General features: G+C 52.1%; 29 protein-coding genes and 2 tRNA genes. 15 read left to right on the forward strand and 16 right to left on the reverse strand.

Annotated elements, in window-relative coordinates:
• Positions 1–70 precede the first annotated feature (70 nt).
• The 6 genes from SIB64_RS12760 to SIB64_RS12785 form a co-directional block, all read right to left on the reverse strand.
• Positions 71–220, reverse strand: coding sequence for a hypothetical protein (locus SIB64_RS12760; protein WP_413440573.1), 150 nt, complete (start codon positions 218–220; stop codon positions 71–73).
• A gap of 27 nt (positions 221–247) precedes the next feature.
• Positions 248–772, reverse strand: a complete 525-nt coding sequence (locus SIB64_RS12765; protein WP_413440575.1) for a hypothetical protein — start codon at positions 770–772, stop codon at positions 248–250.
• Positions 773–777: 5 nt separating this feature from the next.
• Positions 778–1,056: a hypothetical protein gene (locus tag SIB64_RS12770; RefSeq protein ID WP_413440576.1), complete on the reverse strand. Its 279-nt coding sequence runs from the start codon at positions 1,054–1,056 to the stop codon at positions 778–780.
• Positions 1,057–1,127: 71 nt separating this feature from the next.
• Positions 1,128–2,774: a S8 family serine peptidase gene (locus SIB64_RS12775; protein ID WP_413440577.1), complete on the reverse strand. Its 1,647-nt coding sequence runs from the start codon at positions 2,772–2,774 to the stop codon at positions 1,128–1,130.
• A 65-nt stretch (positions 2,775–2,839) separates the two neighbouring features.
• Positions 2,840–4,396, reverse strand: a complete 1,557-nt coding sequence (gene crtH / locus SIB64_RS12780; RefSeq protein WP_413440578.1) for a carotenoid isomerase — start codon at positions 4,394–4,396, stop codon at positions 2,840–2,842.
• Positions 4,397–4,419: 23 nt separating this feature from the next.
• Positions 4,420–4,692, reverse strand: a complete 273-nt coding sequence (locus tag SIB64_RS12785; RefSeq protein ID WP_413440579.1) for a cytochrome C551 — start codon at positions 4,690–4,692, stop codon at positions 4,420–4,422.
• Here SIB64_RS12785 and SIB64_RS12790 point away from each other — a divergent pair.
• Positions 4,691–4,828 carry a hypothetical protein gene (locus SIB64_RS12790; RefSeq protein ID WP_413440580.1) on the forward strand — a complete coding sequence of 46 codons (138 nt, stop codon included), beginning with the start codon at positions 4,691–4,693 and terminating at the stop codon, positions 4,826–4,828. The genes SIB64_RS12785 and SIB64_RS12790 overlap by 2 nt on opposite strands.
• 11 nt (positions 4,829–4,839) lie before the next feature.
• Here the strand turns inward: SIB64_RS12790 and SIB64_RS12795 are convergent, their stop codons facing one another.
• The 4 genes from SIB64_RS12795 to SIB64_RS12810 form a co-directional block, all read right to left on the reverse strand.
• Positions 4,840–5,205, reverse strand: coding sequence for a cation transporter (locus SIB64_RS12795; RefSeq protein WP_413440581.1), 366 nt, complete (start codon positions 5,203–5,205; stop codon positions 4,840–4,842).
• Positions 5,202–6,584: an FADH(2)-oxidizing methylenetetrahydrofolate--tRNA-(uracil(54)-C(5))-methyltransferase TrmFO gene (gene trmFO, locus SIB64_RS12800; RefSeq protein WP_413440582.1), complete on the reverse strand. Its 1,383-nt coding sequence runs from the start codon at positions 6,582–6,584 to the stop codon at positions 5,202–5,204. The genes SIB64_RS12795 and trmFO overlap by 4 nt, the downstream gene beginning before the upstream one ends.
• A gap of 200 nt (positions 6,585–6,784) precedes the next feature.
• The gene (locus SIB64_RS12805; RefSeq protein WP_413443022.1) at positions 6,785–6,907 is read right to left on the reverse strand and encodes a photosystem II protein Y; all 123 of its coding nucleotides are present in this window, start codon (positions 6,905–6,907) and stop codon (positions 6,785–6,787) included.
• 120 nt (positions 6,908–7,027) lie between these two features.
• The gene (locus tag SIB64_RS12810) at positions 7,028–7,591 is read right to left on the reverse strand and encodes a gamma carbonic anhydrase family protein (RefSeq protein WP_413440583.1); all 564 of its coding nucleotides are present in this window, start codon (positions 7,589–7,591) and stop codon (positions 7,028–7,030) included.
• 82 nt (positions 7,592–7,673) lie between these two features.
• On the opposite strand from SIB64_RS12810, the gene SIB64_RS12815 reads away from it, so the two are divergent.
• A tRNA-Lys gene (locus SIB64_RS12815) sits at positions 7,674–7,745 on the forward strand.
• Positions 7,746–8,215: 470 nt separating this feature from the next.
• Here the strand turns inward: SIB64_RS12815 and katG are convergent.
• Positions 8,216–10,402: a catalase/peroxidase HPI gene (katG, locus tag SIB64_RS12820; protein ID WP_413440584.1), complete on the reverse strand. Its 2,187-nt coding sequence runs from the start codon at positions 10,400–10,402 to the stop codon at positions 8,216–8,218.
• Positions 10,403–10,518: 116 nt separating this feature from the next.
• Between katG and SIB64_RS12825 the strand changes: the two genes are divergently transcribed.
• The 9 genes from SIB64_RS12825 (at position 10,519) to SIB64_RS12865 (ending at position 16,255) form a co-directional block, all read left to right on the forward strand.
• Positions 10,519–11,673 carry an NAD(P)-binding protein gene (locus tag SIB64_RS12825; protein WP_413440585.1) on the forward strand — a complete coding sequence of 385 codons (1,155 nt, stop codon included), beginning with the start codon at positions 10,519–10,521 and terminating at the stop codon, positions 11,671–11,673.
• Between the two features lie 11 nt (positions 11,674–11,684).
• Positions 11,685–11,758, forward strand: a tRNA-Pro gene (locus SIB64_RS12830).
• A gap of 693 nt (positions 11,759–12,451) precedes the next feature.
• Positions 12,452–12,793: a DNA-binding protein gene (locus SIB64_RS12835; RefSeq protein WP_413440586.1), complete on the forward strand. Its 342-nt coding sequence runs from the start codon at positions 12,452–12,454 to the stop codon at positions 12,791–12,793.
• Positions 12,790–13,005 carry a hypothetical protein gene (locus tag SIB64_RS12840; protein ID WP_413440587.1) on the forward strand — a complete coding sequence of 72 codons (216 nt, stop codon included), beginning with the start codon at positions 12,790–12,792 and terminating at the stop codon, positions 13,003–13,005. Before SIB64_RS12835 ends, SIB64_RS12840 begins: the two co-directional genes overlap by 4 nt.
• Positions 13,005–13,208 carry a hypothetical protein gene (locus tag SIB64_RS12845; RefSeq protein WP_413440588.1) on the forward strand — a complete coding sequence of 68 codons (204 nt, stop codon included), beginning with the start codon at positions 13,005–13,007 and terminating at the stop codon, positions 13,206–13,208. Before SIB64_RS12840 ends, SIB64_RS12845 begins: the two co-directional genes overlap by 1 nt.
• 150 nt (positions 13,209–13,358) lie before the next feature.
• Positions 13,359–13,541 carry a hypothetical protein gene (locus SIB64_RS12850; protein ID WP_413440589.1) on the forward strand — a complete coding sequence of 61 codons (183 nt, stop codon included), beginning with the start codon at positions 13,359–13,361 and terminating at the stop codon, positions 13,539–13,541.
• A gap of 300 nt (positions 13,542–13,841) precedes the next feature.
• Positions 13,842–14,459, forward strand: coding sequence for a hypothetical protein (locus SIB64_RS12855; RefSeq protein ID WP_413440590.1), 618 nt, complete (start codon positions 13,842–13,844; stop codon positions 14,457–14,459).
• Complete coding sequence (locus SIB64_RS12860) at positions 14,460–15,743, forward strand: hypothetical protein (RefSeq protein WP_413440591.1); 1,284 nt, start codon at positions 14,460–14,462, stop codon at positions 15,741–15,743. It abuts the gene before it with no gap.
• Positions 15,744–15,928: 185 nt separating this feature from the next.
• Complete coding sequence (locus tag SIB64_RS12865; protein WP_413440592.1) at positions 15,929–16,255, forward strand: hypothetical protein; 327 nt, start codon at positions 15,929–15,931, stop codon at positions 16,253–16,255.
• Between the two features lie 43 nt (positions 16,256–16,298).
• Here the strand turns inward: SIB64_RS12865 and SIB64_RS12870 are convergent, their stop codons facing one another.
• Together SIB64_RS12870 and SIB64_RS12875 are read right to left on the reverse strand one after the other, a co-directional pair.
• Positions 16,299–17,339, reverse strand: coding sequence for a hypothetical protein (locus tag SIB64_RS12870; protein ID WP_413440593.1), 1,041 nt, complete (start codon positions 17,337–17,339; stop codon positions 16,299–16,301).
• Between the two features lie 15 nt (positions 17,340–17,354).
• Positions 17,355–17,915, reverse strand: a complete 561-nt coding sequence (locus SIB64_RS12875; RefSeq protein WP_413440594.1) for a J domain-containing protein — start codon at positions 17,913–17,915, stop codon at positions 17,355–17,357.
• A gap of 375 nt (positions 17,916–18,290) precedes the next feature.
• Between SIB64_RS12875 and SIB64_RS12880 the strand changes: the two genes are divergently transcribed.
• Together SIB64_RS12880 and SIB64_RS12885 are read left to right on the forward strand one after the other, a co-directional pair.
• Positions 18,291–18,863: a hypothetical protein gene (locus SIB64_RS12880; RefSeq protein ID WP_413440595.1), complete on the forward strand. Its 573-nt coding sequence runs from the start codon at positions 18,291–18,293 to the stop codon at positions 18,861–18,863.
• A 223-nt stretch (positions 18,864–19,086) separates the two neighbouring features.
• Complete coding sequence (locus SIB64_RS12885; RefSeq protein ID WP_413440596.1) at positions 19,087–19,317, forward strand: hypothetical protein; 231 nt, start codon at positions 19,087–19,089, stop codon at positions 19,315–19,317.
• 72 nt (positions 19,318–19,389) lie between these two features.
• Here the strand turns inward: SIB64_RS12885 and SIB64_RS12890 are convergent, their stop codons facing one another.
• Entirely contained in the window at positions 19,390–19,827 is a 438-nt protein-coding gene (locus tag SIB64_RS12890) for a thermonuclease family protein (RefSeq protein ID WP_413440597.1), read from the reverse strand.
• Here SIB64_RS12890 and SIB64_RS12895 point away from each other — a divergent pair.
• Together SIB64_RS12895 and SIB64_RS12900 are read left to right on the forward strand one after the other, a co-directional pair.
• Complete coding sequence (locus SIB64_RS12895) at positions 19,821–20,066, forward strand: hypothetical protein (protein ID WP_413440598.1); 246 nt, start codon at positions 19,821–19,823, stop codon at positions 20,064–20,066. The two genes, SIB64_RS12890 and SIB64_RS12895, sit on opposite strands and share 7 nt — an antisense overlap.
• 97 nt (positions 20,067–20,163) lie before the next feature.
• Positions 20,164–20,409, forward strand: a complete 246-nt coding sequence (locus SIB64_RS12900) for a hypothetical protein (protein WP_413440599.1) — start codon at positions 20,164–20,166, stop codon at positions 20,407–20,409.
• A 41-nt stretch (positions 20,410–20,450) separates the two neighbouring features.
• Here SIB64_RS12900 and SIB64_RS12905 read toward each other — a convergent pair whose 3' ends face one another.
• Together SIB64_RS12905 and SIB64_RS12910 are read right to left on the reverse strand one after the other, a co-directional pair.
• Positions 20,451–20,732, reverse strand: a complete 282-nt coding sequence (locus SIB64_RS12905) for a hypothetical protein (RefSeq protein WP_413440600.1) — start codon at positions 20,730–20,732, stop codon at positions 20,451–20,453.
• A gap of 135 nt (positions 20,733–20,867) precedes the next feature.
• Positions 20,868–21,449 (reverse strand): tetratricopeptide repeat protein, encoded by a 582-nt coding sequence (locus SIB64_RS12910; protein ID WP_413440601.1) that lies wholly within the window; start codon positions 21,447–21,449, stop codon positions 20,868–20,870.
• Positions 21,450–21,583: the final 134 nt, after the last annotated feature.

The raw sequence follows: 21,583 nt of genomic DNA on the forward strand, positions 1-21,583 counted from the left end.
AATCTCCGCTTTCAGGCTTTCTGGTAAAGCAGCAGTTGAAGATGATGTATCGAATCCACGTTTGAACCCCTTATCCCAGCTGAGGGCGAACCGACGCTTCCGCCTTGATGCAAACCAGAAGCTCTCCGATCAGCGCGTCCATCGATGGCTGGGCAACTGCAGCGGAAAGTGCTGACAGCAGAAGGGCAATTAAACAACATCGACGCTTAAACGCTCGCATCTTTAATCCAACAAACCATCACGTTATTCAAGTCACGATTGTGGACATTCGCCAGAACAATGTTGCAACTTCACCGATCAGCATCAAGCCTGAGAGACACGCCAAAACCTGATACGTCCAAGGGGGAGTGAGGCGACCAATCCCGGTTGTGGCGACGCCACTGTTGGTTTGCAGTAATTGCAAAAAACGATCGAACCTTTCGATCCGCTGAGGTAAAAGTTGATGGCGCAAATCCGCAGACTTCACGTAATACACCGTGCCTCCCTGGCTGGTTCCCACGGGCACGAGGGCTTTGATGTCCTGCCATCGCATCGACCAACCGCGCCGCAGCAACCAGCGAATCCAGGCCGGATAACGCACGGTGATCCCCGCGTCATCCGTTTCAACCTGCTCGCTCAGCAAACCGAATACGAGCACCAGACCAAACACCAAGCCAACGCCCATCCACAACCGAAGCGACTGCGGCGCTAGCAGCGGAAGAGGGAGCACCAAAGCCAGATAAAGACTGAGCAGCGTGAAGCGGATCAGCGGGGACAAACCGAAGCGTTCCATGGTGGTTAACGATCGTCCGGGGAGCCTGGCAGAGGCTCAATCAACGCAGGGGGCAGATAGTCCCCTCCAAAGACCTCGGCTTCACGGCCCTCCCAAAAGCGACCAAGACGCATGAGATCGCCGTGCGCGTCATGAAGCCGCTCCATGTACTCATCGTGGGACAAGTCTTGACGCATCTCTTTCAGCTTTTGAAGCCGCAAGATTTGAAGATTCCAAGGCTTGCTGAGCTCGCCTCTTTGCTCAAAGTAATGCGCGATTTCCTCGGAATTAAATGAGTTGGCCAATACGTTTGATCGTTGCTCCCCAATGCTAGAAAAATCAACGGCTGGCACGTGAAGCCCTGGCATAGTTGATTTCAAGAAATAACGTCACCAACCTGAAGCGAGGCAACCTGTTGCATGGCTGCGAACAAATCAAGCTGGCGGCCTTCATCAACAAAAGGTTGATTAAGAGGATTTTTTGTTGCTGACTCAAGCAAAATCTGCTTCACCTCAGGCGCGGAGAGATCTGGCATGGCTGCCCACACAAGCGCGGCAGCTCCAGACACAATTGGTGCTGCCATTGATGTTCCCAGCATCCGCCCATAAGGATTTGGATCAGAAACGGGAAAGGTGCTCATTATTCCAAATCTCATCAAATCATACACCCGGGTTACATCGAGTTCTTGATCAAAATCATATTCAACTTCAAGTGTTCCACCAGGAGCCAAAATGTCAACAGTTTTTTTGCCGTAGTTTGAATACGGAGCTATTCGGCCGTTAGCGCCAACGGAACCTACAGAAATAATATTATCAAGCTTATGGCCAAGGCTAGCCCAGCCGGCGAAGAACCGATCATTATTTCCAACACCATCCCAATAATAAAGATCACCTTGCTGGCGCGAAGCCTCATTCCCCGCCGAAACAACTACCAATACATCATTATCAGCAGCATAACGAAATGCATCTTCAGCACGAAGATAAGCCTTACGCACTGCCTTGTTGAACCCTTTTTTAGTGTAACTTTCGGGAGAAATTTTTATATTATCTCCTAGAGATATATTAATTACTTTTGCGCCATTGTCAACCGCATAGCGAACGGCCTCAGGAATTTTACGATCAATTTGGTTTGGATCATATACAAGATTCATTAATTCAGCCTGCCAAGCCACACCCGCAACACCAATCCTGTTATTACCTTCAGCACCAATAATTCCTGCCACGTGGGTTCCGTGACTACAAAGCCTCGGAGCAAGGCAGAATTCAGCATTACCAGCTACATCATTTTTCGCACTAAAATTCCAACCGTGGATATCATCATCATAGCCATTTCCATCATCATCATGATCCGGAAGCCCTTCCAACTCTTGACGATTAACCCATAAATTGTTCTTCAAGTCGGGATGGGCGTAGTCAATCCCATTGTCAATAACGGCAACAGGAATTCCCTTGGCACTCGTGCCGTACAACCATGCTTCTGCCGCATAAGTGTCTGAGTTCAAAACCGAGAGTTTTGCAGTAGCTGACTCCTGAAAACTCCCATTAAAAAGATACCATTGCTGATCGAAAAACTCATCATTTGGCACATTAATGCGTGGATTATTTCCATGCTTATAACGAAGAAATTCGAGCGTAAATTTACTTACATCCTCAGCCAAGGGCTTCGTCAAATTTCTTACACTCAGGATGTACTCCTTACCTCGCCTTGCCTGAAAAAAAAGGTTTTCCTGTTTCAGGCCAGCTCGCGTCGATGTCACAAATGGATGTGCACCTTCCTGGAAGAACTCCTGAGCTGTGTAAACCTTCAGATCCGAATCTCGATTCATCCCCTTCAGCCGTACGTATACATCCTGATCGTGTTTACTCCTAAAAGCGAAGTAAGAACTATTCAAACCTTTATTAGCGCCCTGTATTGTTAAAACGCTTGAGGAAGCCTTCGATAAATACTTATTTAAATCATACAGATGCGTTATCCTTTCATAACTTTCATAGTTCAAATCACTAAGCTTCACTTTTGTTGGCATCTCTTCGCTTCACAAACTTGAATCAATCATGTGGATGAATTCAGCAAGAGTCAAGTTGGACCCTCTCATTGCGGTAACGCCCAGGGATTCAGACCCAAGTCAGCCCCGACGCGGTGGGCACAGGCAAACCCACTGAATGCCACAGCGTTAAGACCTTGGCCGGGAAAACACGAATCACCGACGCAGTAGAGATTCTCCACCCCAGTGCGGTTGAAGGGCATCGGCAGGAGACCGGGCAATTGCATGGCCGGAATCGGCCCATAGCTTCCCTGAAACCGACCAAGAAAGCGTCTGTGACTGCGCGGAGTACCGATTTCTTGATGAGCAATCGCCTCGCTGAGGCCCGGAAGAATCGCCTCAAGCCTCTGGATCAGACGTGCTGCATCAGCGCCCTTTTTCTCGCGGTATTGCTTCGGAGATAGCCCATGCCAAGCCTGCATCGAGGACGGCGTGAATGTATGCACGATGTGGTGGCCTTCAGGCGCGAGATCTGCATCCAGCAGCGACGGCATCGACACAAAGATCACGCCCTGCTCGTCCTCCATCTGCTCCCAGTCCTCCAGCAAAAGATGGTGGCAATGGGTGCCCTCCGGGATCAGATCGGCCCGTACCCCAAGATGCATCGACAAAAAGGACGGCGAGGGCACATAGCGACGCCGCCACACCTGTTCCTTCGACGGTGTGTGGGATGCATCAACGAGCTGCTGGCTGGCCGCCCTTGCATCGGGATCAGCATCGGAAAAAGTGTCCCACCGTGTGGCATTGGAAATGACACGTTTGGCACGGATCGTCTGCCCATCGGCCAACTTCACTCCCACGGCCTGGCCGTGCTCAATCAGCACCTCAGTGACCCGAGCTTTGTAGCGAATCTCCCCGCCGTGACGTTCCAACCCCTTGACAAGTTTTTCGGCAATGACCCCAACACCACCCTTTGGATAATTGATGCCACCGGCATGCCGATCCGAGAACACCATCCCCGCGTTGATCATCGGCGTGCGGTCCGCCGGCATCACGGACCAGCAGAAACACTCGATATCAATGAACTTCAGCAGTTGCTCATCCTTGATGTGTTGGCGTGCCACAGCGCCGACGTTGAACGGCAACCAGCGAGCCAAACCAAGGCAGGCCAACGGAGCCTTGAAGAACACCTTCGTTAAGTAGGCAGGGTCCTCCAAGGACAGCAGCGGCATCGCATCCAGGCAGTTGAACACCTGCCAACAGGTGTCGTAGAACCGCCTGATTCCAGTCGCTTCATGGGGGAAACGGGCCGAGAGATCAGCAATGAACTGCTCATAATCCCGGTCCACGGCGATCGTCAGACCGCCGGGCATGTGGTACTCCAATTGAGCAGGGTCGGGAATCGTTTCGCAGTGTTCGCCCACGTCGGCCAGGGCCCTTGTGAGCAGATTCGTATACCCCTTCTGACCGAATCCGAAGATCATCGAGGCGCCTACATCAAAGGTGTAGCCCTTCCGCTTGAAGGCGCCGCCGCTGCCTCCCGGTATCAGGTACCGCTCGAGCACCAACGTTTTGGCGCCTTTAGCCGCAAGCTGAGTTGCGGTCACCAGCCCGCCGATGCCCGAACCGATCACCACGGCATCCCAGTTCTGCTGCTCGCTCATGGCCCAACCTTGACCAATTGACGCTAAGGGGCGGTCTGCTCTTCGGGGTCACCCCAGTGGATCGGAGGCGACATCGTGAGAATCACCTCCGCACGCACCGGTCGCTGCAGTTCCATGCTGCAACGGGCATCGATGTGATGCCGCAATCCATCAATGGTGGCGCTGTTGAGGGGTTCCAACGGATTGATGTACACCACCACGAAGGCGGTCCGACCCAATCGCGGAACTTTGAAATCCATCATCTGGAGGAAGAGACCAGAAAGTTCCTGCGATAACACCTGCCGCGTGCGCTGCATGCCGCAATGCCTGAAGCGGTTCCCTCAGCAGCACAGCACTGACCAGCAACACCAGAAGCGCATCGGTGATCGATACCAATCGCGGAAATGGCGCCAGGACAGCAACCAGCAAATCGATGTCACCGCAGCGGTGTAGGCCGCAACCGGCTAGAGCGTGAGCGGCGCAATCTCCGCACCACGCCACCAGTCGATCAGGGTGCCAAGCGAACTGCTTAGCCCAAAACCGATCACCCCCAGCAGAACCAGAGAACGGAACAGCACATAGAGAGCTTCTTGGCCTTTATATCCGTAGGGCCAGGCGCGATCAGGCGGCCGAACAACGTTGCGACTGATGCGACTGGCGATCAAGGACGACCCTATAAGGACCGCGGAGTACAGACCATCGAGGAGCAGAGCTGAAGAGCCTGTGAGCACATGGGCCAGACAACCAGCCAGCGTCATCACGGCATTGGCCACGATCCCAAACCGGAGCGAACGCTGCTCAATCCCGCGGGCTCTGGCGTCGCTGGTCATACCGCCAGCGGTTGCGAATCTTGAGAATGGATCATCTCCAGATCCGCCAGTGCCCGATCGCGATAGGCGCCATAGCGGGCGCGTTTGTCGCGGATTCGTTCCGGCAGCTCCGGCATCAGGCCGAAATTCGGAGGCATTGGTTGAAACTTTGCCGTGGGGGCCTCACTCACGAAGTGCGTCAGAGCACCGCTCATCGTGGTCAACGGCAACGCGATCGGTGCCATCCCCAGGGCCAGACGAGCAGCGTTCGTCCCCGCCAACCAGCCTCCAGCCACAGCCGCCGCATAGCCCTCCGTGCCAGTGATCTGGCCCGCCGCGAGCAATCGGGACCGGCTGCGAAACTGCAACGTCGGCTCCAGCAACTGCGGCGATTCAAGAAAAGTGTTGCGGTGCATCACCCCGAAGCGAACGAATTCCGCCTTCTCCAGGCCCGGGATCATCTGCAGCACACGTTTCTGCTCACCCCATTTGAGATTGGTCTGAAATCCCACGAGATTCCAGAGCCGTCCATCCTTGTCCTCCTGGCGGAGCTGAACTACCCCATAGGCACGCTTGGCACGGCGTACATCCAGGTCATTCACATCACCCCAGCGGGGATCCCAAAGTCCGATGGGCTTGAGCGGGCCGTAGCGCATCGTGTCCTCCCCACGCCGGGCGAGCTCTTCAATCGGCAGACAACCTTCGAAAAACTTGGCCTCCTCCTTGTCAAAGTCTTTGAGCTCAGCCTGTTCCGCCTCAAGCAGAGCCTGGCGGAACGCCAGATACTGCTCCTGATCCATGGGGCAGTTGATGTAGTCCGCATCCCCCTTGTCGTAGCGGCTGGCCCGGAAGGCAACATTCAGATCAATGCTCTCGCCGTGCACGATCGGGCTGGCAGCATCGAAGAAATGACAATCAGCCCGACCGGTGAAGAGGCGCAAGTCCTCTGCAAGAGGTTCACTCGTTAAGGGTCCAGTGGCCAAGACCGTGATCACGTCATCGGCAGGGAGTTGCCGTTGCTCTCGGCGCTCAATGGTCACCAAGGGATGTTGATCCAGCGCCTCTGTGAGAGCAGCGCTGTAACGACCACGATCCACAGCGAGGGCGCCACCGGCGGGAACAGCATGGCGATCAGCTGTTCCAATTACCAATGAGCCCAACCGCCTGAGCTCTTCCTGCAACAGGCCTGCAGCTCGGTCACTGCTCAGTGCACCGAAGCTGTTGCTGCAAACGAGTTCTGCGAAATCACTGCTGTGGTGTGCAGGAGAACATCGCACCGGACGCATCTCCACAAGGGTGACGGCAACTCCCGCCTCAGCCACCTGCCAGGCGGCCTCGGTACCGGCCAAACCAGCACCAACAACGATCACCTTCTTTCCCGTACAGACACGAGTCGACATGAACGGGCTACCGCCGATGCCTTTTCATCATTGCCGAGGCTTTTGCCCTTCGTCAGGGAAAGGGCTCAACTTCGATTGGGGTTGGATGGAACCGAACAGTGCCTGAGTTCTTTGCAACGAAGGCTTTGCCGATCATCAAGAACCCGTAATCTGCCCTCCTCCGCCAAGGAAGACATTGAGAGGGCGAGGGGCCGAACCAATCAAGCTTGACTTCGTTTGATCAGCATCTGCAGCTGGCCAATGGCTGCACGGCCGATGTTGAAGGCAGCCCAGCTAACCGCTGCCAGAACCGGTGCCACCACAAGAAACAGACGGGCATCAATGCCGAGAACCTGGCCGGTGGTGATCACGCTGAAAGCGGAATAACCAACGATCCCGAGAATAAGGACGAGGCCAATGGCGACTCGGAAGGGGCTCATGGGTGAGGCTGAATTTGGGCGATCTTACGGACCATCCTTCAGATCTGGGACTTCAGAGGATGAAGCTGATCGAATTTGCAGCATTCCGTTCTGCGCGGCATGACGGGAAGCAAGCTTGGCGTAGCGACGCGCGTGAAGACGCTGCTGCTCAACGGTTTCAGAGCTCAATTCACGCTTGGGTTGAGCAGGGATCCCCATCACCATCGTTTGGGGTGGAACGTCCTTGGTGACAACGGAACCGGCCGCCACCAAGGCCCCCTCGCCCACGGCCACCCCATTGAGAACAACGGCACCGATCCCAATCAGGCAACCATCTCCAAGCCTTGCGCCATGGATCACAGCACGGTGACCAACCGTGACGTCGCGTCCAATTTCAACAGGCTGTCCAGGATCACCGTGCAGAACGGCTCCGTCCTGCACATTGCTGAATGCTCCGATTCGGATTGCATCGAGATCACCACGGGCCACTGCGGTAGGCCAAAGACTGCTCCCTTCGGCCATCACCACATTGCCGATCACAACCGCACTCTCCGCAACCCAGGCTGTGGCATCAATCTTTGGTGTTGGCCAAGGGGCTTCAGCGTTCATCAGAAGCGGGTGACAGTCTCCAGTTTCCCGGATGCTCAAGTGATAAATTCATCGTGTGCCGATCAGGCATGCCCAGGTGGGCGGGTCGCTAGCTCAGCGGTAGAGCACTCGGCTTTTAACCGATTGGTCCTGAGTTCGAATCTCAGGCGACCCATATTGATGCAGCAGATGTTCATTCACTGCGTGCTTGCTGAATCCAACTGGTCATAAGAGAGTCCTGTTCTGCGTGGTCGCTTGAATCACAAAAAAAGGTCTCGAACATCCCTGCTGTGCCAATCAACCGTTCATTGCAGTTGGTGTTGCAGCCCTGCGATCCGCTGTTATGACTCACAGGATTCATCGCCGGACAAGCCAAACAAGCGCATGCCTTACCTGATCTTCTTCGTTGTAACTCTGCTTCTGGCTCTTTTTGGTGGTCTGATTTCTCGGGTTGCGGCAGAGGAATACTGGATGTAAATCCGAGGTTGAAGGCGACAGGTTTGAACGATCCGGCCCTCATCGCTCAGGCACTCCCATCAAAGTGCCTGCAGGGTTTATCCGACATCTCTGTGCGTGCGCTGCTCCAGATGTCGGCCCCCATAACTATTCATCCTGGTAGATCGCCAAGTCTCCATTGCGTTCTTGCTAAGTCAGATCAAAGCGATCCAGATTCATCACCTTGTTCCAAGCGGCTACGAAGTCCTTGAGGAAAATCGCTTGTCCTCCCGCTTGGGCATAAACCTCGGAAATCGCGCGCAACTGTGCGTTCGACCCAAAGACAAGATCTGCTCGGGTCGCCGTCCAACGACGCTCGCCGCTTCCACGGTCCACTCCCTCGTAGAGCTGATTTTCCCCTTGAATCGCACGCCATTCGGTACCCATATCAAGCAGGTTCAGAAAAAAGTCGTTGCTCAGTTGTCCACAACGCGATGTCAGCACCCCGTGGGTTGAACCATCCCAATTGGTATTCAGCACCCGAAGACCGCCCACAAGCACTGTCATTTCAGGGGCACTCAGGGTGAGTAGCTGTGCTCGATCCACCAGCAGTTGCTCTGCGGGAACGGCAAGCCCGGAACGCATGTAATTGCGAAAACCATCCGCAATCGGTTTGAGGGGAGAAAACGATGTGGCATCGGTCTGCTCCTCCGTTGCATCCGTCCGGCCAGGCGTAAAGGGAATGACCAGGGGTTGACCGGCTGCTTTAGCCGCCAACTCAAGACCGACACCTCCGCCAAGAACGATCAGATCCGCCAGCGACACCTCCAAGCCCGCCCTGCATTTGGCGTGAAATGTGGACTGGATGGTCTGAAGTGTTCCAAGCACTTTGCTGAGCTGAGCCGGTTGATTCACTTCCCAGCTGCTCTGAGGAGCCAAACGGATTCGAGCACCATTGGCACCTCCACGCTTATCCGAACCTCGATAAGTGGATGCCGAGGCCCAAGCAACACCCACCAACTCTGAAACGGTCAGGCCACTGGCCCGGAGCTCCTGCTTAAGGACGTCGACATCAGCCGCATCAACCAAGTCGTGATTTACGGCAGGAATGGGGTCCTGCCAGATCAACACCTCTTCGGGAATTTCTGGTCCTAAATAAAGTGCACGTGGCCCAATATCACGGTGAGTGAGCTTGAACCAAGCTCGAGCAAATGCATCTGCAAAAGCCTGTTGATCCTTATGAAATTTCCGAGCGATTGGTTCATAGATCGGATCAAATTTCAATGAAAGATCCGCCGTCGTCATCATCGGCGGTGCCTTTTTTGAGGGATCGTGGGCATCGGAAATCAGATGCTCCTCCTTGACGTTCTTGGGTGTCCACTGCCAAGCACCAGCCGGACTTTTCGTCAGATCCCACTCATAGCTGAACATCATCTCGAAATACCCTCCATCCCAGCGCGTGGGATGGGGCTTCCAGGCACCTTCGATTCCACTTGAAATGGTATGCACGCCCTTTCCTGTCTCGAACTGACTGTGCCAACCGAGACCCTGCTGCTCCATGCCCCCCCCTTCGGGTTCAGCACCCACATGATCGGCATCGGCAGCACCATGGGCTTTACCGAAGGTGTGACCTCCAGCCACCAGTGCGACCGTTTCCTCATTGTTCATGCCCATACGCGAAAAGGTGTCGCGCACTTCACGGGCTGATGCCAAGGGATCAGGGTTTCCCTCCGGTCCTTCAGGATTCACGTAGATCAATCCCATTTCAGTTGCGGAGAGGGGTTGTTCGAGATCTCCCTGCTCGTTGTGCCGCTCGTCGGTCAACCAGCTGGTTTCCCTCCCCCAGTGGATATCGGCTTCCGGCTCCCAGATATCAACGCGTCCTCCGGCGAAACCAAAGGTTTTCAATCCCATGGACTCCAGGGCGCAATTGCCAGCAAGGATCATCAGATCTGCCCAAGAGATGCTGGTGCCGTACTTCTGCTTCACCGGCCAAAGCAGACGGCGCGCCTTATCGATATTGATGTTGTCGGGCCAGCTGTTCAACGGAGCAAAACGTTGGTTGCCGTGGCCACCGCCGCCGCGGCCATCAGCACTGCGGTAAGTCCCAGCGCTGTGCCATGCCATTCGGATAAACAGACCGCCGTAATGCCCCCAGTCGGCTGGCCACCAATCTTGTGATTTCGACATCAAGAGATGAAGATCTTGTTTCAACGCCTGAAAATCAAGACTCTGGAAGGCTTTGGCGTAGTCGAACTCTTCTCCGAGCGGATTGGCTTTGGGGTTCTGCTGGTGAAGGATGCTGAGGTCCAGCTGATTCGGCCACCAGTTCCTGTTCTTGGTGCCTCCAGCAGGAGTCACAGCACCGCTGCGGGCGGAAAACGGACACTTGCTCATGAATCAGTCAAATGTTGGCTGGACTTGTCATCAATGTGTTCCTGAAACTTGTCAAATCATTTTTATTCGGTGGATCTCTATGTTTCAAAAAGGTTTAAACGCTGACAGCGATCACCATGCGAAGCGTTGACCTCGCCGTGGTCGGCGGAGGACTCGCCGCTTGCAGCCTCGTTGCCCAGCTCCAGCAACGCCGTTTCCAGGGCACGATTGGATTGGTGGAAGCAGGGCGTGGACCTGGTGGCCGTTCCTCCAGCCGCGAAAGCCGCACTGCTCCTGGCTGGCGACTCGATCACGGTGCACCCAGCTTCAATCTCACAGAACCGCCACCGGATGAACTCCGATCGCTTCTGAACCAAATGGAAAGAGAGGGGTATCTCATCCGAGACGATCAACCGATCGTGGGACTGAACAGCGCAGGCCGCTTCACAGAGGCACCGCAAAACGCTCAACTCGAGGGAAAACGCTTTCGAGGCCAGCCGAGCATGGCCAGTGTCTGCGAGGGGCTTCTGAAGATGGCTGATCCGCTCCTGCAGACCTACTACAACAAGCGGATTTGTTGGCTCGAACGTGACCGCAACCACTGGCATCTATCCACAGACGACAAAGCCTGGACCTTGGCGGCTCGGCGGCTGGTTCTGAGCGGCAATCTGCTGGCGCACCCCCGAGGGAAAAGCCTGATGAGATGGGATGCGATTCCGTTGCGGGCCGCCGTAACGAAAGGATTCGACCCTCAGCTTGATGACGTGCTGAGCTGCGTCAGCGCTTCAAGCGCCAGCATCCGTTGGACGTGCATGATTCAACTCAGCAATACCCAGAGACCTGAGATCACAACGAACTGGCCAGGTCAGATCTGGCTGGATGAAGGAGCTCAGAACCGTTGGCCCGTAGAGCGACTTGTACTGCAGCCTCAACAGAACGGTGGACTTGGGCTGGTGATCCATGGCTTACAGGAATCGGAACCATGCATCACCCCAGAGGGAGGTGGCTCCCCTGCCGAAGCACGCGAAAGGATGTTTCTTGATGCATTGCCGGGTCTTCTTGCATGCATGCCCCGCGGCGAATCCCTACTGAAGGAGGCTCGGTCATGGGGAGTGATGCGCTGGGGCGCTGCACAACCACTTGATAATCCACTGCCGAGCTCACTTCAATGGTGCTCAAGCAGCGCCATCGGTTTCTGTGGAGATTGGATCGACACCCCCGGTTTCGGTCGAGCCGAGGGAGCACTCCGAAGCGCGGTAAACCTGGCAGGGACGCTGACCGCCAACAGCTAAAATCTTTTTACCGGGGAGTGGCGCAGTTTGGTAGCGCGCTTGCTTTGGGAGCAAGATGCCGCAGGTTCAAATCCTGTCTCCCCGATGCGTTAAGAAGTCAGTTCCCAACTGACATTTATACCGCTCCGCAAGGGGCGGTTTTTTATTGCTTCCGCGCAGGCGTGCGCAAAACGTGCGTAAAACCAGCTGACCGCAATCCTTTTTTACGCACGACTTTCCTGGACACCACCTGACATGTGGACAACGCCAGCTAGCGTTTAATCAAGCTCATTTGAGCCTGGACACAGGCAGCCGCATCAGTGCCCCTGGACCGGTGTCTTTCGTCGCACACGTCATTCTTCAGATCAATCTGCTGAAGTGCCGAGTCACGAGCCACCGATAGAAAACTCTCTGGAGTCCTATCTCGACAAGCCGATTGCTTGTAGACCCACATCACGTCTGGTCATACCCAAGGACTGTGATGCTGCGAATGCTCGTAGGTTTGTCAGGCGCAAAACCGCCGAATGTTGTCGTCTTGATGACATGAAGGGGGCAGGCCAAAAGGGCGATCCGTTGAATTTCAAGATCAATGGATTTCTCCGGGCACTTCAAATAGAAATTCTCGAAACTGAAGGATGGCCCTCTGCCAAAATAAGGCAGGAGGCTCGTGATGCCTTACAAGCATCCATGCCAAAAGACTCACCAGAAATCCGCGCCTATTTCGAGCGATTGTGGGGACCACTCAAAAACGCTGTCGTCACAGATCCATCTTGGCCACCAAGCACCAACCGAAAAATCGATGTCGGGGGACATTTCCCAGAACCCGACTGAACAGAACTGCGATTGGGTGAATGAGCCTGAAGCCGCAAAGCTTCTGCTGATTAAAAAGAACACCCTCCGAGCAATGCGTCGTGACGGCAGGCTTGTTCCTGGTGATCACTACATCTTTGCCACTGGAACCCATGGCGGTCCCGTCACTTACAACGTAACGGCAATCCGTGAATCGCTGGCGCAGCGCACCAAAGAAATGGTGGCGGCTGAAGCCAAGCGTCGTGCCGAGGCACAACAGCAACGCCTGCAAGCCGTCGAGACCTACGACGAAACGGGACTGGACAAACCTATCGCTGAGGTGCAGTCATGACCCTTACTGACATTGACGCCCACACCGCTGAGTTAATTGAGGCGGCGGCAGAACTCATGCTTTTAAGTCGCCGTTCACGCCCTGACGGTGGGTTTCACGAATGGCGTTCATTTGCCGCCACGGTATTACCCCTGCTGTTTGAAGACGACCTCAAGGAAGACGAAATCTTTAGCGCCATTGAGACCGCTGCACGGCAGGAGGGCCTCAATTGATGGCTATCCCCATTCGACGCATCGTTAGCGCCAGCAAAGACGACGCACAAACAGTGCTTTCAATCGGGGCGCAATGGGAAAGCCTTCGCGCTGCTTATTGGGGGCATCACGGGCAGCGGGCAAAATCCGATGAGTGCTTTTTAAGGGCACAGAAATACGAGTTAGAGCTAGAGGACTTTCTCGAGCAAAGCAATAACAGGTAGGAATTTCCACCCAACCTTGAAATTAGTTTCCGTTACCAAGTGTCAGCAGATGTTGCTAGCTGTCAAATGCAAATAGCAATACCGAGCTGGCACTTTGACGGGGCAAAATACCTTCTAATCTTTACTTACTTACCTCACTTATCAAGCTAAATGGCTGCCCCAGCTTCGACGACTTACATGCCGCCGCGTGTCGGGCTCTCTTGTGTAATCGAGCCCGAATTACGCCAATTCATTGAGCAATACCGCGAAGATCACGGTTTGCGGTCTGTCGGTGAATCCACCCGTCACCTGCTCACCATTGCTCGCGGTGTAGTGCTCTCAGCCGACGCATGAAAAAAGGCGGGCACCACCCCGCCTCAGGAAAAAACTTGCTTGTCCGATGAATACTAAATCAGGTCGGCTTTCCACCGACAACGCCCACATTCAATCCATCACAAACGCGGCAGCACAACGCCTCGCGGCTGTCCCGTATTACGCCCAACCCTTACCGCTACCGCATGAGCACGACTTCCTTGCGGACGTAAGGGCTGACCTCATATTGGCCGCTGTTATGTGCGCCGTTGCCCGTATAGCCAAACAACGCGGTAAATCATTTTCCGAACAAGTCGAAATCTGGACCACGGAGGTAGACGAATGAATGCCTCAGGTCGCAACAACCCGTGCCCTATATGCCAACGGGTAAAAGACGCTGATTGTCGATGGAATGACACCACCATCCTTTGCCATACAGGCACTGACCTAAAGCCAGGCGACACCCTCACCATCGCCGGGCAGAAATGGGCCTTCATTCATCACCACGGCGGGTTTAGTGGCATCGCAGCTGTCTTCAAACCTCACCGCGACCGCAACCGTGAGAAATGGAAACGCGACCTTCGACGGCCCACACCAAACAGCCCCGCACAACTGCTGGCTATTCAGCAGAAGCGCAGTCAGTGGTCTGACGTTCTTGACCAGTTTTTCGCCGCGTTTGACGCCGCATGGAACGTCCCTGACTTTTATTCAGCAACCCCAGACCAACTAACCGCTGCATTTGCCGCCATTGATGACGCGCAAAACAAAGCAGCAGCCCTGGCACCTCACCTATCCGCCATTTGGCATGAACACCCAGACCTAAAGCAACTACACCGCCTGCGCGTTAAGGCCTTCCTCAAACACATTGCCGATATGGCAGAAGACGTGTGTCGTTTCAAAGAACAAGACCTTGGCACACCTTGCCCCGTGGCTGTTCAAGCAATCGCGGAGGGCCTCTAAATGACTTTCGCCTCAGACCCACCACAGCTCGCTGACGTTTTTGAACTGCCTACCCAAAACGGTGTGGCACAAAACGAAGACGAGCTTTCACGGGCAGAACGCATCGACAATCACGTTCAAGAACTCCTAGACGCTCATCTGACCAACAACGCCAGCGACATTGACGCTGCTTTTGCCGAGCTTTACAGACTTGGCGTGAAAAAAGACCGCGCCATAGAACGAATCCTGATGCTTTGGGCTGACAAGCACCACCTAGACATTTCCACCAATGTCGGCGTTCGTCAAAACGTCAAAGGGCGCGTTATTGGTCAGGCCAAAGAAGGCAAAGGGCTACGGCAACAACTCCCAGGCTTTGGCATCGACAAAGACTTGCATTTACTCGTGTCCGACGCCGCCGCTGGCAAAACCACTGCCCTCTGTGAACTGGTCACGGTGATGACCGCCAGGGATAAAGGCTTTCTTGACCACCAAACTCCAAGGACTGACCCGGACGACGACCCACGCAAAACCGCCATTGTCATCGCGTCCGATGGTGAAGGTTCCGCCTTCTCAATGTGGGAGGACTACCTCAACAGCATTAACGGCCTTGACCGTGGGGCCAACGTCGAAATCTGGGCGCAAGACGAAGACACAGGCGAAACCGCGTGGAACGTCTCTCTGCACAACCTCGAACGCTTAATCAAACGCCTCGCAGAAGGTGATGTGTGCGTCGTTGTCATGGACACCGCAAACGCAGTCTTTAGAGGGGCTGGTATCAACACCGGCACTGGCCCAATTGAGACCTACTTGCGGTTACTTAAACAAATCGTCTGCCGTCATTGCAGCCTCTGGATTTCACAACACACCAACCGCAACAGCGGAAACACCATCAAAGCCATTGGCGGGCATCCCGCTTTTCAGGAAGTCCCCAGCGTTGTTCACCTAATCGAAGTCAAAGAACAGGCAGACGGCCTAAAACAACGCATTTGGCATGTCCTAAAGCTCCGCGGCAGCCCATATAGACGCTTCGCCTACGTGCTAGCCAACGGAGAACTAACAGTGACTGATGGGCACTTTTATCAAAACTGCCGTGAGCAAGTCCTAGTCACACTTCACAGGCAAATATCAGATGGTGGTTTCACTACACCAGGTGAACTCATCCGCCACACAAAACGCCCCCAGCAAAGCATCTACAGCGCATTAAACGAGCTTCGGGCAGCCAAGCTCGTTAAGCCAAGAGGACGCGGTTACAGGCTCACTGCGGCGGGGCAGCAACTGGTGGATTCACTACGCATCGCTTCCTAATGGCCGGCGCAAGAGGACAAAAGCCCGTTTTGCCCCCCTTACAGGTACACACACACATTTAAAAAACAAAACGCCACTTCACCAGTAACAGCAATGCTTTTAGTCCATTCATCTATGAATACACAACAACAGAGAGAGGGGGAGGGGTAAGAGAAAAAACACTTTGATTGCGCCATAATTGATAGATGGGGAAGAAGAGCGACAAAGCAGAAATTGACAGGCGTATTCATACCGTCGTCAGACTGTTGTCATCCACCAAAACATCTAGTTACATCCTTCGATTCTGTTCTGAAGAATGGGGGGTAACTAGCCGACAAGCCCAGACATACCTGCAACGCGCCAGAGAGATCATTAAGGCCGATTACTCAGTGGATCGTGCTGACTTCCTCGGCACTCGACTTGCCCTCCTAGACAAGATCATTCAGGCCAGCATCGACTCCAAGCAGCATTCAAATGCGGTGGGTGCTTTGAAACTGCAAGCGCAGCTGACACGGCTGCTGGAAGGCGGTTGAAGCAGTTCAACAGAAAGTCATGCGAAATAACCGACTTCTGCATTCAGGCATATCTCAACCTATTGCCCTCATAATTCTTCTGTAGAATTACTAGTCGCTCTGTTAAAGAGTCATGCCTTGCTGCGGCTGCAGAATTACTTGGATCGATTAGGTCAAATCTGGCGGTAGAAAGATATTCCAAAAAGTGCTTTGGCTCACACTTTGACCCTCTTCTGCTTTGCCAGCTATGGAAGTCTGCATGGATACTGCTTTCGAGAATCAAGATGTTTTCATGAAGATCCGCAAGATCTGGCCTGCTTGACTTGTTGAACAGGTGATGTCCGTCAAGAGTTAGCTGCCTTCCACGTGCTTTACGAGAGCCCGTCACCTGGCAGGTATCTCTGGCTGCTCGCTTGGCATGCTTAATCGCTTTAGTGATTCGTAAATCAGCACTAGACAGTCTTTTCAGCTCTTTTTTAAAACAGTCCTCAACCACTTCACCGACAGCCGAGACCCAAGCTCGCCTGGATTTGGTGATTGAAGAATTTACTTTCATATCCATGGCAATACTTGCTAGCCCTTTTTGGCTCCATGCTTTTTCGCCGCTCTCATCAAGAACAAAATGTTTTTCAATCTCAAGACCTTCCTGCCCGTAAAGAGAATCTGATTTCACAAGCCGATCAACAGCATTTTTAATGCCAAGACCATTGGTTTGAAGCACCTTGATAGAAGTGCGTCTGTCTACGAACAGCAACTCACCTGAAGCATGAACAATCCCATTAGCTTCAATTAACTCTTGGGTAATTCGACGTGAAACAAGCATCTGCTTGCGCTTTCTTTTTCGGTGAGTAAACATCTCCATAACCCTAGCGATTACTCCTTCTTTATCGCCTTCTAAGCACTTAGCAATCGCCTCAACGCCTTCTTCAGTAAAACGCCGCTCTTGATAATCTCCTGTACTTTGAACAAACTCAAAATGCTCACCCTCGATCAGTTCCCATGGGTCGTCGTCATACTTATCAAAGAAATCGACAGTGTCATAGAGCTGATTGATTCTGATGCCAAGGATTTTGGCAGATTCCCTGTCAGTAAGAAGTTCCCTCATAATTCTATTCCTCAATCAATTCATTAATGCGATCAGCGAGTCGCGCATCTTTTGAAGACGCTCAAAAACTTGTGCATCCCCTCCCATATCGGGATGATGTGTCTTCACAAGTTGCCTAAAGGAATCCTTGATGTCTTCTGTTGTCGCTGTGGAGGAGTTCAAACCGAAGACGTGCCACGGCCTGAAATTCTCAAGGACATCTATTCCGTTGATGCAGGTAGGACCCTTTTTGTCCCTTTCATCGTCAGGAACTGCAATCCATTTTCTATATTGCTTTCTCCAGTCGTCGGTCGTTTTCAAGCCAACTTTTTCTCCAGTAAAAGCCATTGCGAACATTTTATTTTTACGCAGTTCAGTTACTGTCCTGCATTCGAACTTCTCCAAGACAGCTTTTCTCATAGCCGTTGCAGTGAGGGCTTTTGGTTGTGCATGTTTAGGTGTCTTAAAAGGTCCTCGGTTGATCGTTTCTGCGAACATCAACAGCTGATCAGCATTTGGCGAAGCCGAGCTATTAAGGAAATCCCGAATGAGTTTCTCGACTTCAGGGAGAGTTAATTGCTTCCTTCTGGTTGCCATGACTTTTCTCGGTTACTTAAACTGGATTTCGTTTCCAATCCACATTCCTGCAATGCGGAAATAATCTCCATTGTCGCTGGAGGAAATTCTCCAATCTTCGTTGTAATTTGCTTGATCCTGTTCGTCGCAAATCAACTCACTGCATTCAGAATCAGTGGGCAAAGTAATGACAATGAACAACGCGATCAAAAATTCGACTGCTTCCATTGGTGGCTTTTCTTTTACACCAATAAGTTTCTTTCATTGATTCACTGCGGACATCCCCCGAACAGGTGATCTTTGCAGCTTCTCCTATCCCCCTTTTGAGGGATGTCATTCTAGATAGGTATATCGATGATTGGTTCATAGTTAAAACTCTCTTTTCAGGGCTTACCAATGACATTTCAAGTTGGACGAAGAAGGGGCAGCGTCTGGGATGACGTCAACACCATTGATGGAATCGTGAAAGCTGCCCGCTTCAACCTCACTGGCAAGACCGAGCGTGACTTTGAGATGCTCTTCAGTGAGCGAGTCCGTGCCAATGCTGACCGCCTCAAAGGCAAGATCATCAGTCAGGTGGACAAGGAGACTCACGTTCAGAGCGTTTACTGCTTCGGCAAAAAGCACAGGCCTGATCTGACAATCAATGACGATGGAATCGCAATCGAACTAAAGTTCATAAACAACAGTCTCAATGGTATAAAAGAAGCTATTGGCCAGAGCATCTTTTACCGAATCCGCTATCGCTTTGTAGTCAATATATTTGTCATCTCTGAGAAGCATAAGGACGTTTACTTAAAAGCTGCCAATGGCGAGGAAAAAGACTTAGAGGAAATCCTAAAAAACCTCAGCATTGACAATAACATTTTTAGCTATATCGTACCTGCTTTCACTCCAGGATCTAATGTCAAAACATGCCTTGGATTCAACGACATCAGGACATCTATTCTCGCAATGGCTATGTGTTGATTATGCTGACCTATCTCCCAAAAAAACCTCACCAAAACCCTGCCATCAATGACTGAAGTTTTTTAGTCAGTCCTTGCCCGATCATGCGATCATATCAGTAAATGTCATATGGAGATCTACTGGAAATCCCTCTATCGATGTCCAAGAACATGATAGAGGGATTTCCAGTAAATCTACGTATGGCTCTTGCATGCGTCAGAATCGTGGCCTATGGATTTTCCAGATGCAATTGCTGCTAGCAACTCTGCTCTCCTTAGCTACATTCGCCTTCGTGATCGTGAATCACGGTGCGGGGGATGGTGTTGGCACTGCTTGGACGGCAGATGGTTACACAACACACATCGGATCAAGAGTCCCTCCTGTCGAGGCCAATTGCATGCATATCGATGAGATCACAACAGATGAAGGCAAACAGCTGAGTGTCTATGCCTGCCCAACGAAGCATCTGGGCTGAAAAGATATATCTCTCAGACGAAAGCTGATGCATTTTGCGAATATGCAAAACACGAATAAAAAAAGACATCAGTCATCTAGTCCATGGGCATTGATGGGCGTATTTCCAATAGATCTCAGCGTGCCCACTCGCCACCATTGACTGCTGCACATTGGTCCCATTCAAAAACAGTTCTGCAACTGTGCGTCCATAGCGATCCTTTTTAATTCTGCGGATACCCACCGTTTGGTTCATCACCATTCCGTTGAGGTGGTATTTCGCTGCCATGGCAGGAGCTGGCTTGGCGCGCTTTCCCCGCAATTCAGGGGTATCGATGCAAGCAAGACGAATCTTCTCGCCAGTAAACGTCGTACAGGTATCACCGTCATAACAGTCTCGAATTTTCACCGTTGGGAGAGCTTCAACGGGCTTCGCAGATCCCAGCAAGAGGCCAAGAACAACCAAGACGGTTAAACCAAAAGCTGAGTAAACCGTGTTCCGTTGAAATCCTGTTGATTGCATCAATGCCATGGCCCCATAGCTACGAGATGGATAGTTACTCAAGACCGATGCACCGTTATCAGGTCTTTTACTGCGAGCTGCCCGACGGTGCAGCAGGTTACAAACCGATTCTCGCTGAAGACGCCTATGAAGCTAAACAAATTGTGGAGCGACTGCACCCAGGAGCTGTGATGGCATCCCTGGATGGAGAGCTAACGGATGGCGAGACCACAAGAAAGCTATTTCTTCATTGGCTAAGCATGGTTTAAAGATGGAAATGCACTGGCCATATTGCATCGATGCACATTCCGATCAGTGCTGAAACAATTCACGTTATATCGTGCTGCTTGAATCCATGAATCACGTTTGAATACTGCATCCAAGCCTGAACCAGAGTTTGCTGCTGTATGTCCATTCGGTGACGATCTAAGGACGATTGAAAGCCTGAAAAAGAAACCTAAAAGCCGAGAACCACGGGTCAGATTCACCGTTGATATGTCTGAACGTATGCACGCAAAATTACGGGCATTGTCGGCTGATAAGAACGTGCGAATGACCAAGCTGGTGCGGATGGCAGTTGCTGACTTGATCGCTCGACTGGAAGAAGACTGATCAAAAATTCTGCTCAGCAATTAACTTTTCGATAGATCAGTTTAATTCACCTTGGATTTGTATATCCAAACAGGTGGAGGACATTTATTAACCACGTGTGATTTCTCTGGATAATCTTCGATTGGTAATTTACTGTAAATACAATAACGGTAATGCAAGACTTTTTCCTCTAAGAATTCCATTTCTAATTTAAGAGAAATCCTATCGGGTGCATTAACTTTTTCTGCGGCACGGAACCGATATATCGCTTCAATGAGCTCGTTTTGTGCATCCTGAAGTTTGTGCTGCGGGGTAAACGAGTCAAAATTCTTACGTAGCGACATCAGAAGTCCAGATCTGTATAATGAATCATTCTTTTACTATGGCACAGATATTTGCCCTGGCTACTCATAAGTAAAAACCCGCCATTGCTGACGGGGGAATGCCTTGAAAGAGTTGAAATCAGACAGCATCAGATGTCAGCACTCATTTCTTACCCATTCAATCGGCCTGGTATCCCCTAGATCTACCGCTTTTTTCCAGTCCCTACAGGAGCCCTTCAGGTCACCCACTATTCCTAAAACAACTCCACGGTTGGTGTAGGCTTTTGCATAATTGGAATTGATTTGAATTGCCTTTGTGTAATCAGATATAGCTCCCTGATAATCTTTTAATTCATACTTGGCACCACCTCGATTGTCGTAGACGCCTGCATCGAGATCGTTAGGGTAGTACTTGATCGCTTTTGTGTAATCAGCAATTGCACCTCGATAATCTTTTAAGTCGTGTTTCACAACCCCACGATTATAATAAGCATCTGCATATTTAGGATCAATTTCGATTGCCTTAGTCCAATCAGTAATAGCTCCTTTTAGATTTCCACTTTTTGCTTTATCAAGCCCTGAATTGAACAGTTCAATTGCAGTCTGTGCAAACGCTGCCTGTGTCGTCAGCAACCCTGCGCCAATTCCAACGACAGGTGTCAGCCCTAACAGCAACGGGCGTCCTATTGGCATGAACAGGGCTAAGGCAGCAGCAAAGGCAGTTGTAACGCGAGTCATCCTGAGAGCTGCATGACTAGCCCATCTCTAGCCCTTATTGACGATCACTGTCTGTATCTGATCTGCAAACAGAAAACCCCCGCCATTGCTGACGGGGTAATTGGTTTGGCTTGTTCTGCCGGGGGATTGATCAG

Origin of the sequence: Synechococcus sp. MIT S1220 (assembly GCF_047303025.1) — a bacterium.
GTDB lineage: Bacteria > Cyanobacteriota > Cyanobacteriia > PCC-6307 > Cyanobiaceae > Parasynechococcus.

Bases quoted from the DNA above. Each gene is read 5' to 3' on its own strand.
- SIB64_RS12760 (WP_413440573.1), bottom strand. From the start codon at position 220: ATGCGAGCGTTTAAGCGTCGATGTTGTTTAATTGCCCTTCTGCTGTCA.
- SIB64_RS12765 (WP_413440575.1), bottom strand. From the start codon at position 772: ATGGAACGCTTCGGTTTGTCCCCGCTGATCCGCTTCACGCTGCTCAGT.
- SIB64_RS12775 (WP_413440577.1), bottom strand. From the start codon at position 2,774: ATGCCAACAAAAGTGAAGCTTAGTGATTTGAACTATGAAAGTTATGAA.
- crtH (WP_413440578.1), bottom strand. From the start codon at position 4,396: ATGAGCGAGCAGCAGAACTGGGATGCCGTGGTGATCGGTTCGGGCATC.
- SIB64_RS12790 (WP_413440580.1), top strand. From the start codon at position 4,691: ATGCCGCAATGCCTGAAGCGGTTCCCTCAGCAGCACAGCACTGACCAG.
- SIB64_RS12785 (WP_413440579.1), bottom strand. From the start codon at position 4,692: ATGCAGCGCACGCGGCAGGTGTTATCGCAGGAACTTTCTGGTCTCTTC.
- SIB64_RS12795 (WP_413440581.1), bottom strand. From the start codon at position 5,205: ATGACCAGCGACGCCAGAGCCCGCGGGATTGAGCAGCGTTCGCTCCGG.
- trmFO (WP_413440582.1), bottom strand. From the start codon at position 6,584: ATGTCGACTCGTGTCTGTACGGGAAAGAAGGTGATCGTTGTTGGTGCT.
- SIB64_RS12810 (WP_413440583.1), bottom strand. From the start codon at position 7,591: ATGAACGCTGAAGCCCCTTGGCCAACACCAAAGATTGATGCCACAGCC.
- katG (WP_413440584.1), bottom strand. From the start codon at position 10,402: ATGAGCAAGTGTCCGTTTTCCGCCCGCAGCGGTGCTGTGACTCCTGCT.
- SIB64_RS12825 (WP_413440585.1), top strand. From the start codon at position 10,519: ATGCGAAGCGTTGACCTCGCCGTGGTCGGCGGAGGACTCGCCGCTTGC.
- SIB64_RS12835 (WP_413440586.1), top strand. From the start codon at position 12,452: ATGTCGGGGGACATTTCCCAGAACCCGACTGAACAGAACTGCGATTGG.
- SIB64_RS12840 (WP_413440587.1), top strand. From the start codon at position 12,790: ATGACCCTTACTGACATTGACGCCCACACCGCTGAGTTAATTGAGGCG.
- SIB64_RS12845 (WP_413440588.1), top strand. From the start codon at position 13,005: ATGGCTATCCCCATTCGACGCATCGTTAGCGCCAGCAAAGACGACGCA.
- SIB64_RS12850 (WP_413440589.1), top strand. From the start codon at position 13,359: ATGGCTGCCCCAGCTTCGACGACTTACATGCCGCCGCGTGTCGGGCTC.
- SIB64_RS12855 (WP_413440590.1), top strand. From the start codon at position 13,842: ATGAATGCCTCAGGTCGCAACAACCCGTGCCCTATATGCCAACGGGTA.
- SIB64_RS12860 (WP_413440591.1), top strand. From the start codon at position 14,460: ATGACTTTCGCCTCAGACCCACCACAGCTCGCTGACGTTTTTGAACTG.
- SIB64_RS12865 (WP_413440592.1), top strand. From the start codon at position 15,929: ATGGGGAAGAAGAGCGACAAAGCAGAAATTGACAGGCGTATTCATACC.
- SIB64_RS12870 (WP_413440593.1), bottom strand. From the start codon at position 17,339: ATGAGGGAACTTCTTACTGACAGGGAATCTGCCAAAATCCTTGGCATC.
- SIB64_RS12875 (WP_413440594.1), bottom strand. From the start codon at position 17,915: ATGGCAACCAGAAGGAAGCAATTAACTCTCCCTGAAGTCGAGAAACTC.
- SIB64_RS12880 (WP_413440595.1), top strand. From the start codon at position 18,291: ATGACATTTCAAGTTGGACGAAGAAGGGGCAGCGTCTGGGATGACGTC.
- SIB64_RS12885 (WP_413440596.1), top strand. From the start codon at position 19,087: ATGCAATTGCTGCTAGCAACTCTGCTCTCCTTAGCTACATTCGCCTTC.
- SIB64_RS12895 (WP_413440598.1), top strand. From the start codon at position 19,821: ATGCCATGGCCCCATAGCTACGAGATGGATAGTTACTCAAGACCGATG.
- SIB64_RS12890 (WP_413440597.1), bottom strand. From the start codon at position 19,827: ATGGCATTGATGCAATCAACAGGATTTCAACGGAACACGGTTTACTCA.
- SIB64_RS12905 (WP_413440600.1), bottom strand. From the start codon at position 20,732: ATGTCGCTACGTAAGAATTTTGACTCGTTTACCCCGCAGCACAAACTT.
- SIB64_RS12910 (WP_413440601.1), bottom strand. From the start codon at position 21,449: ATGACTCGCGTTACAACTGCCTTTGCTGCTGCCTTAGCCCTGTTCATG.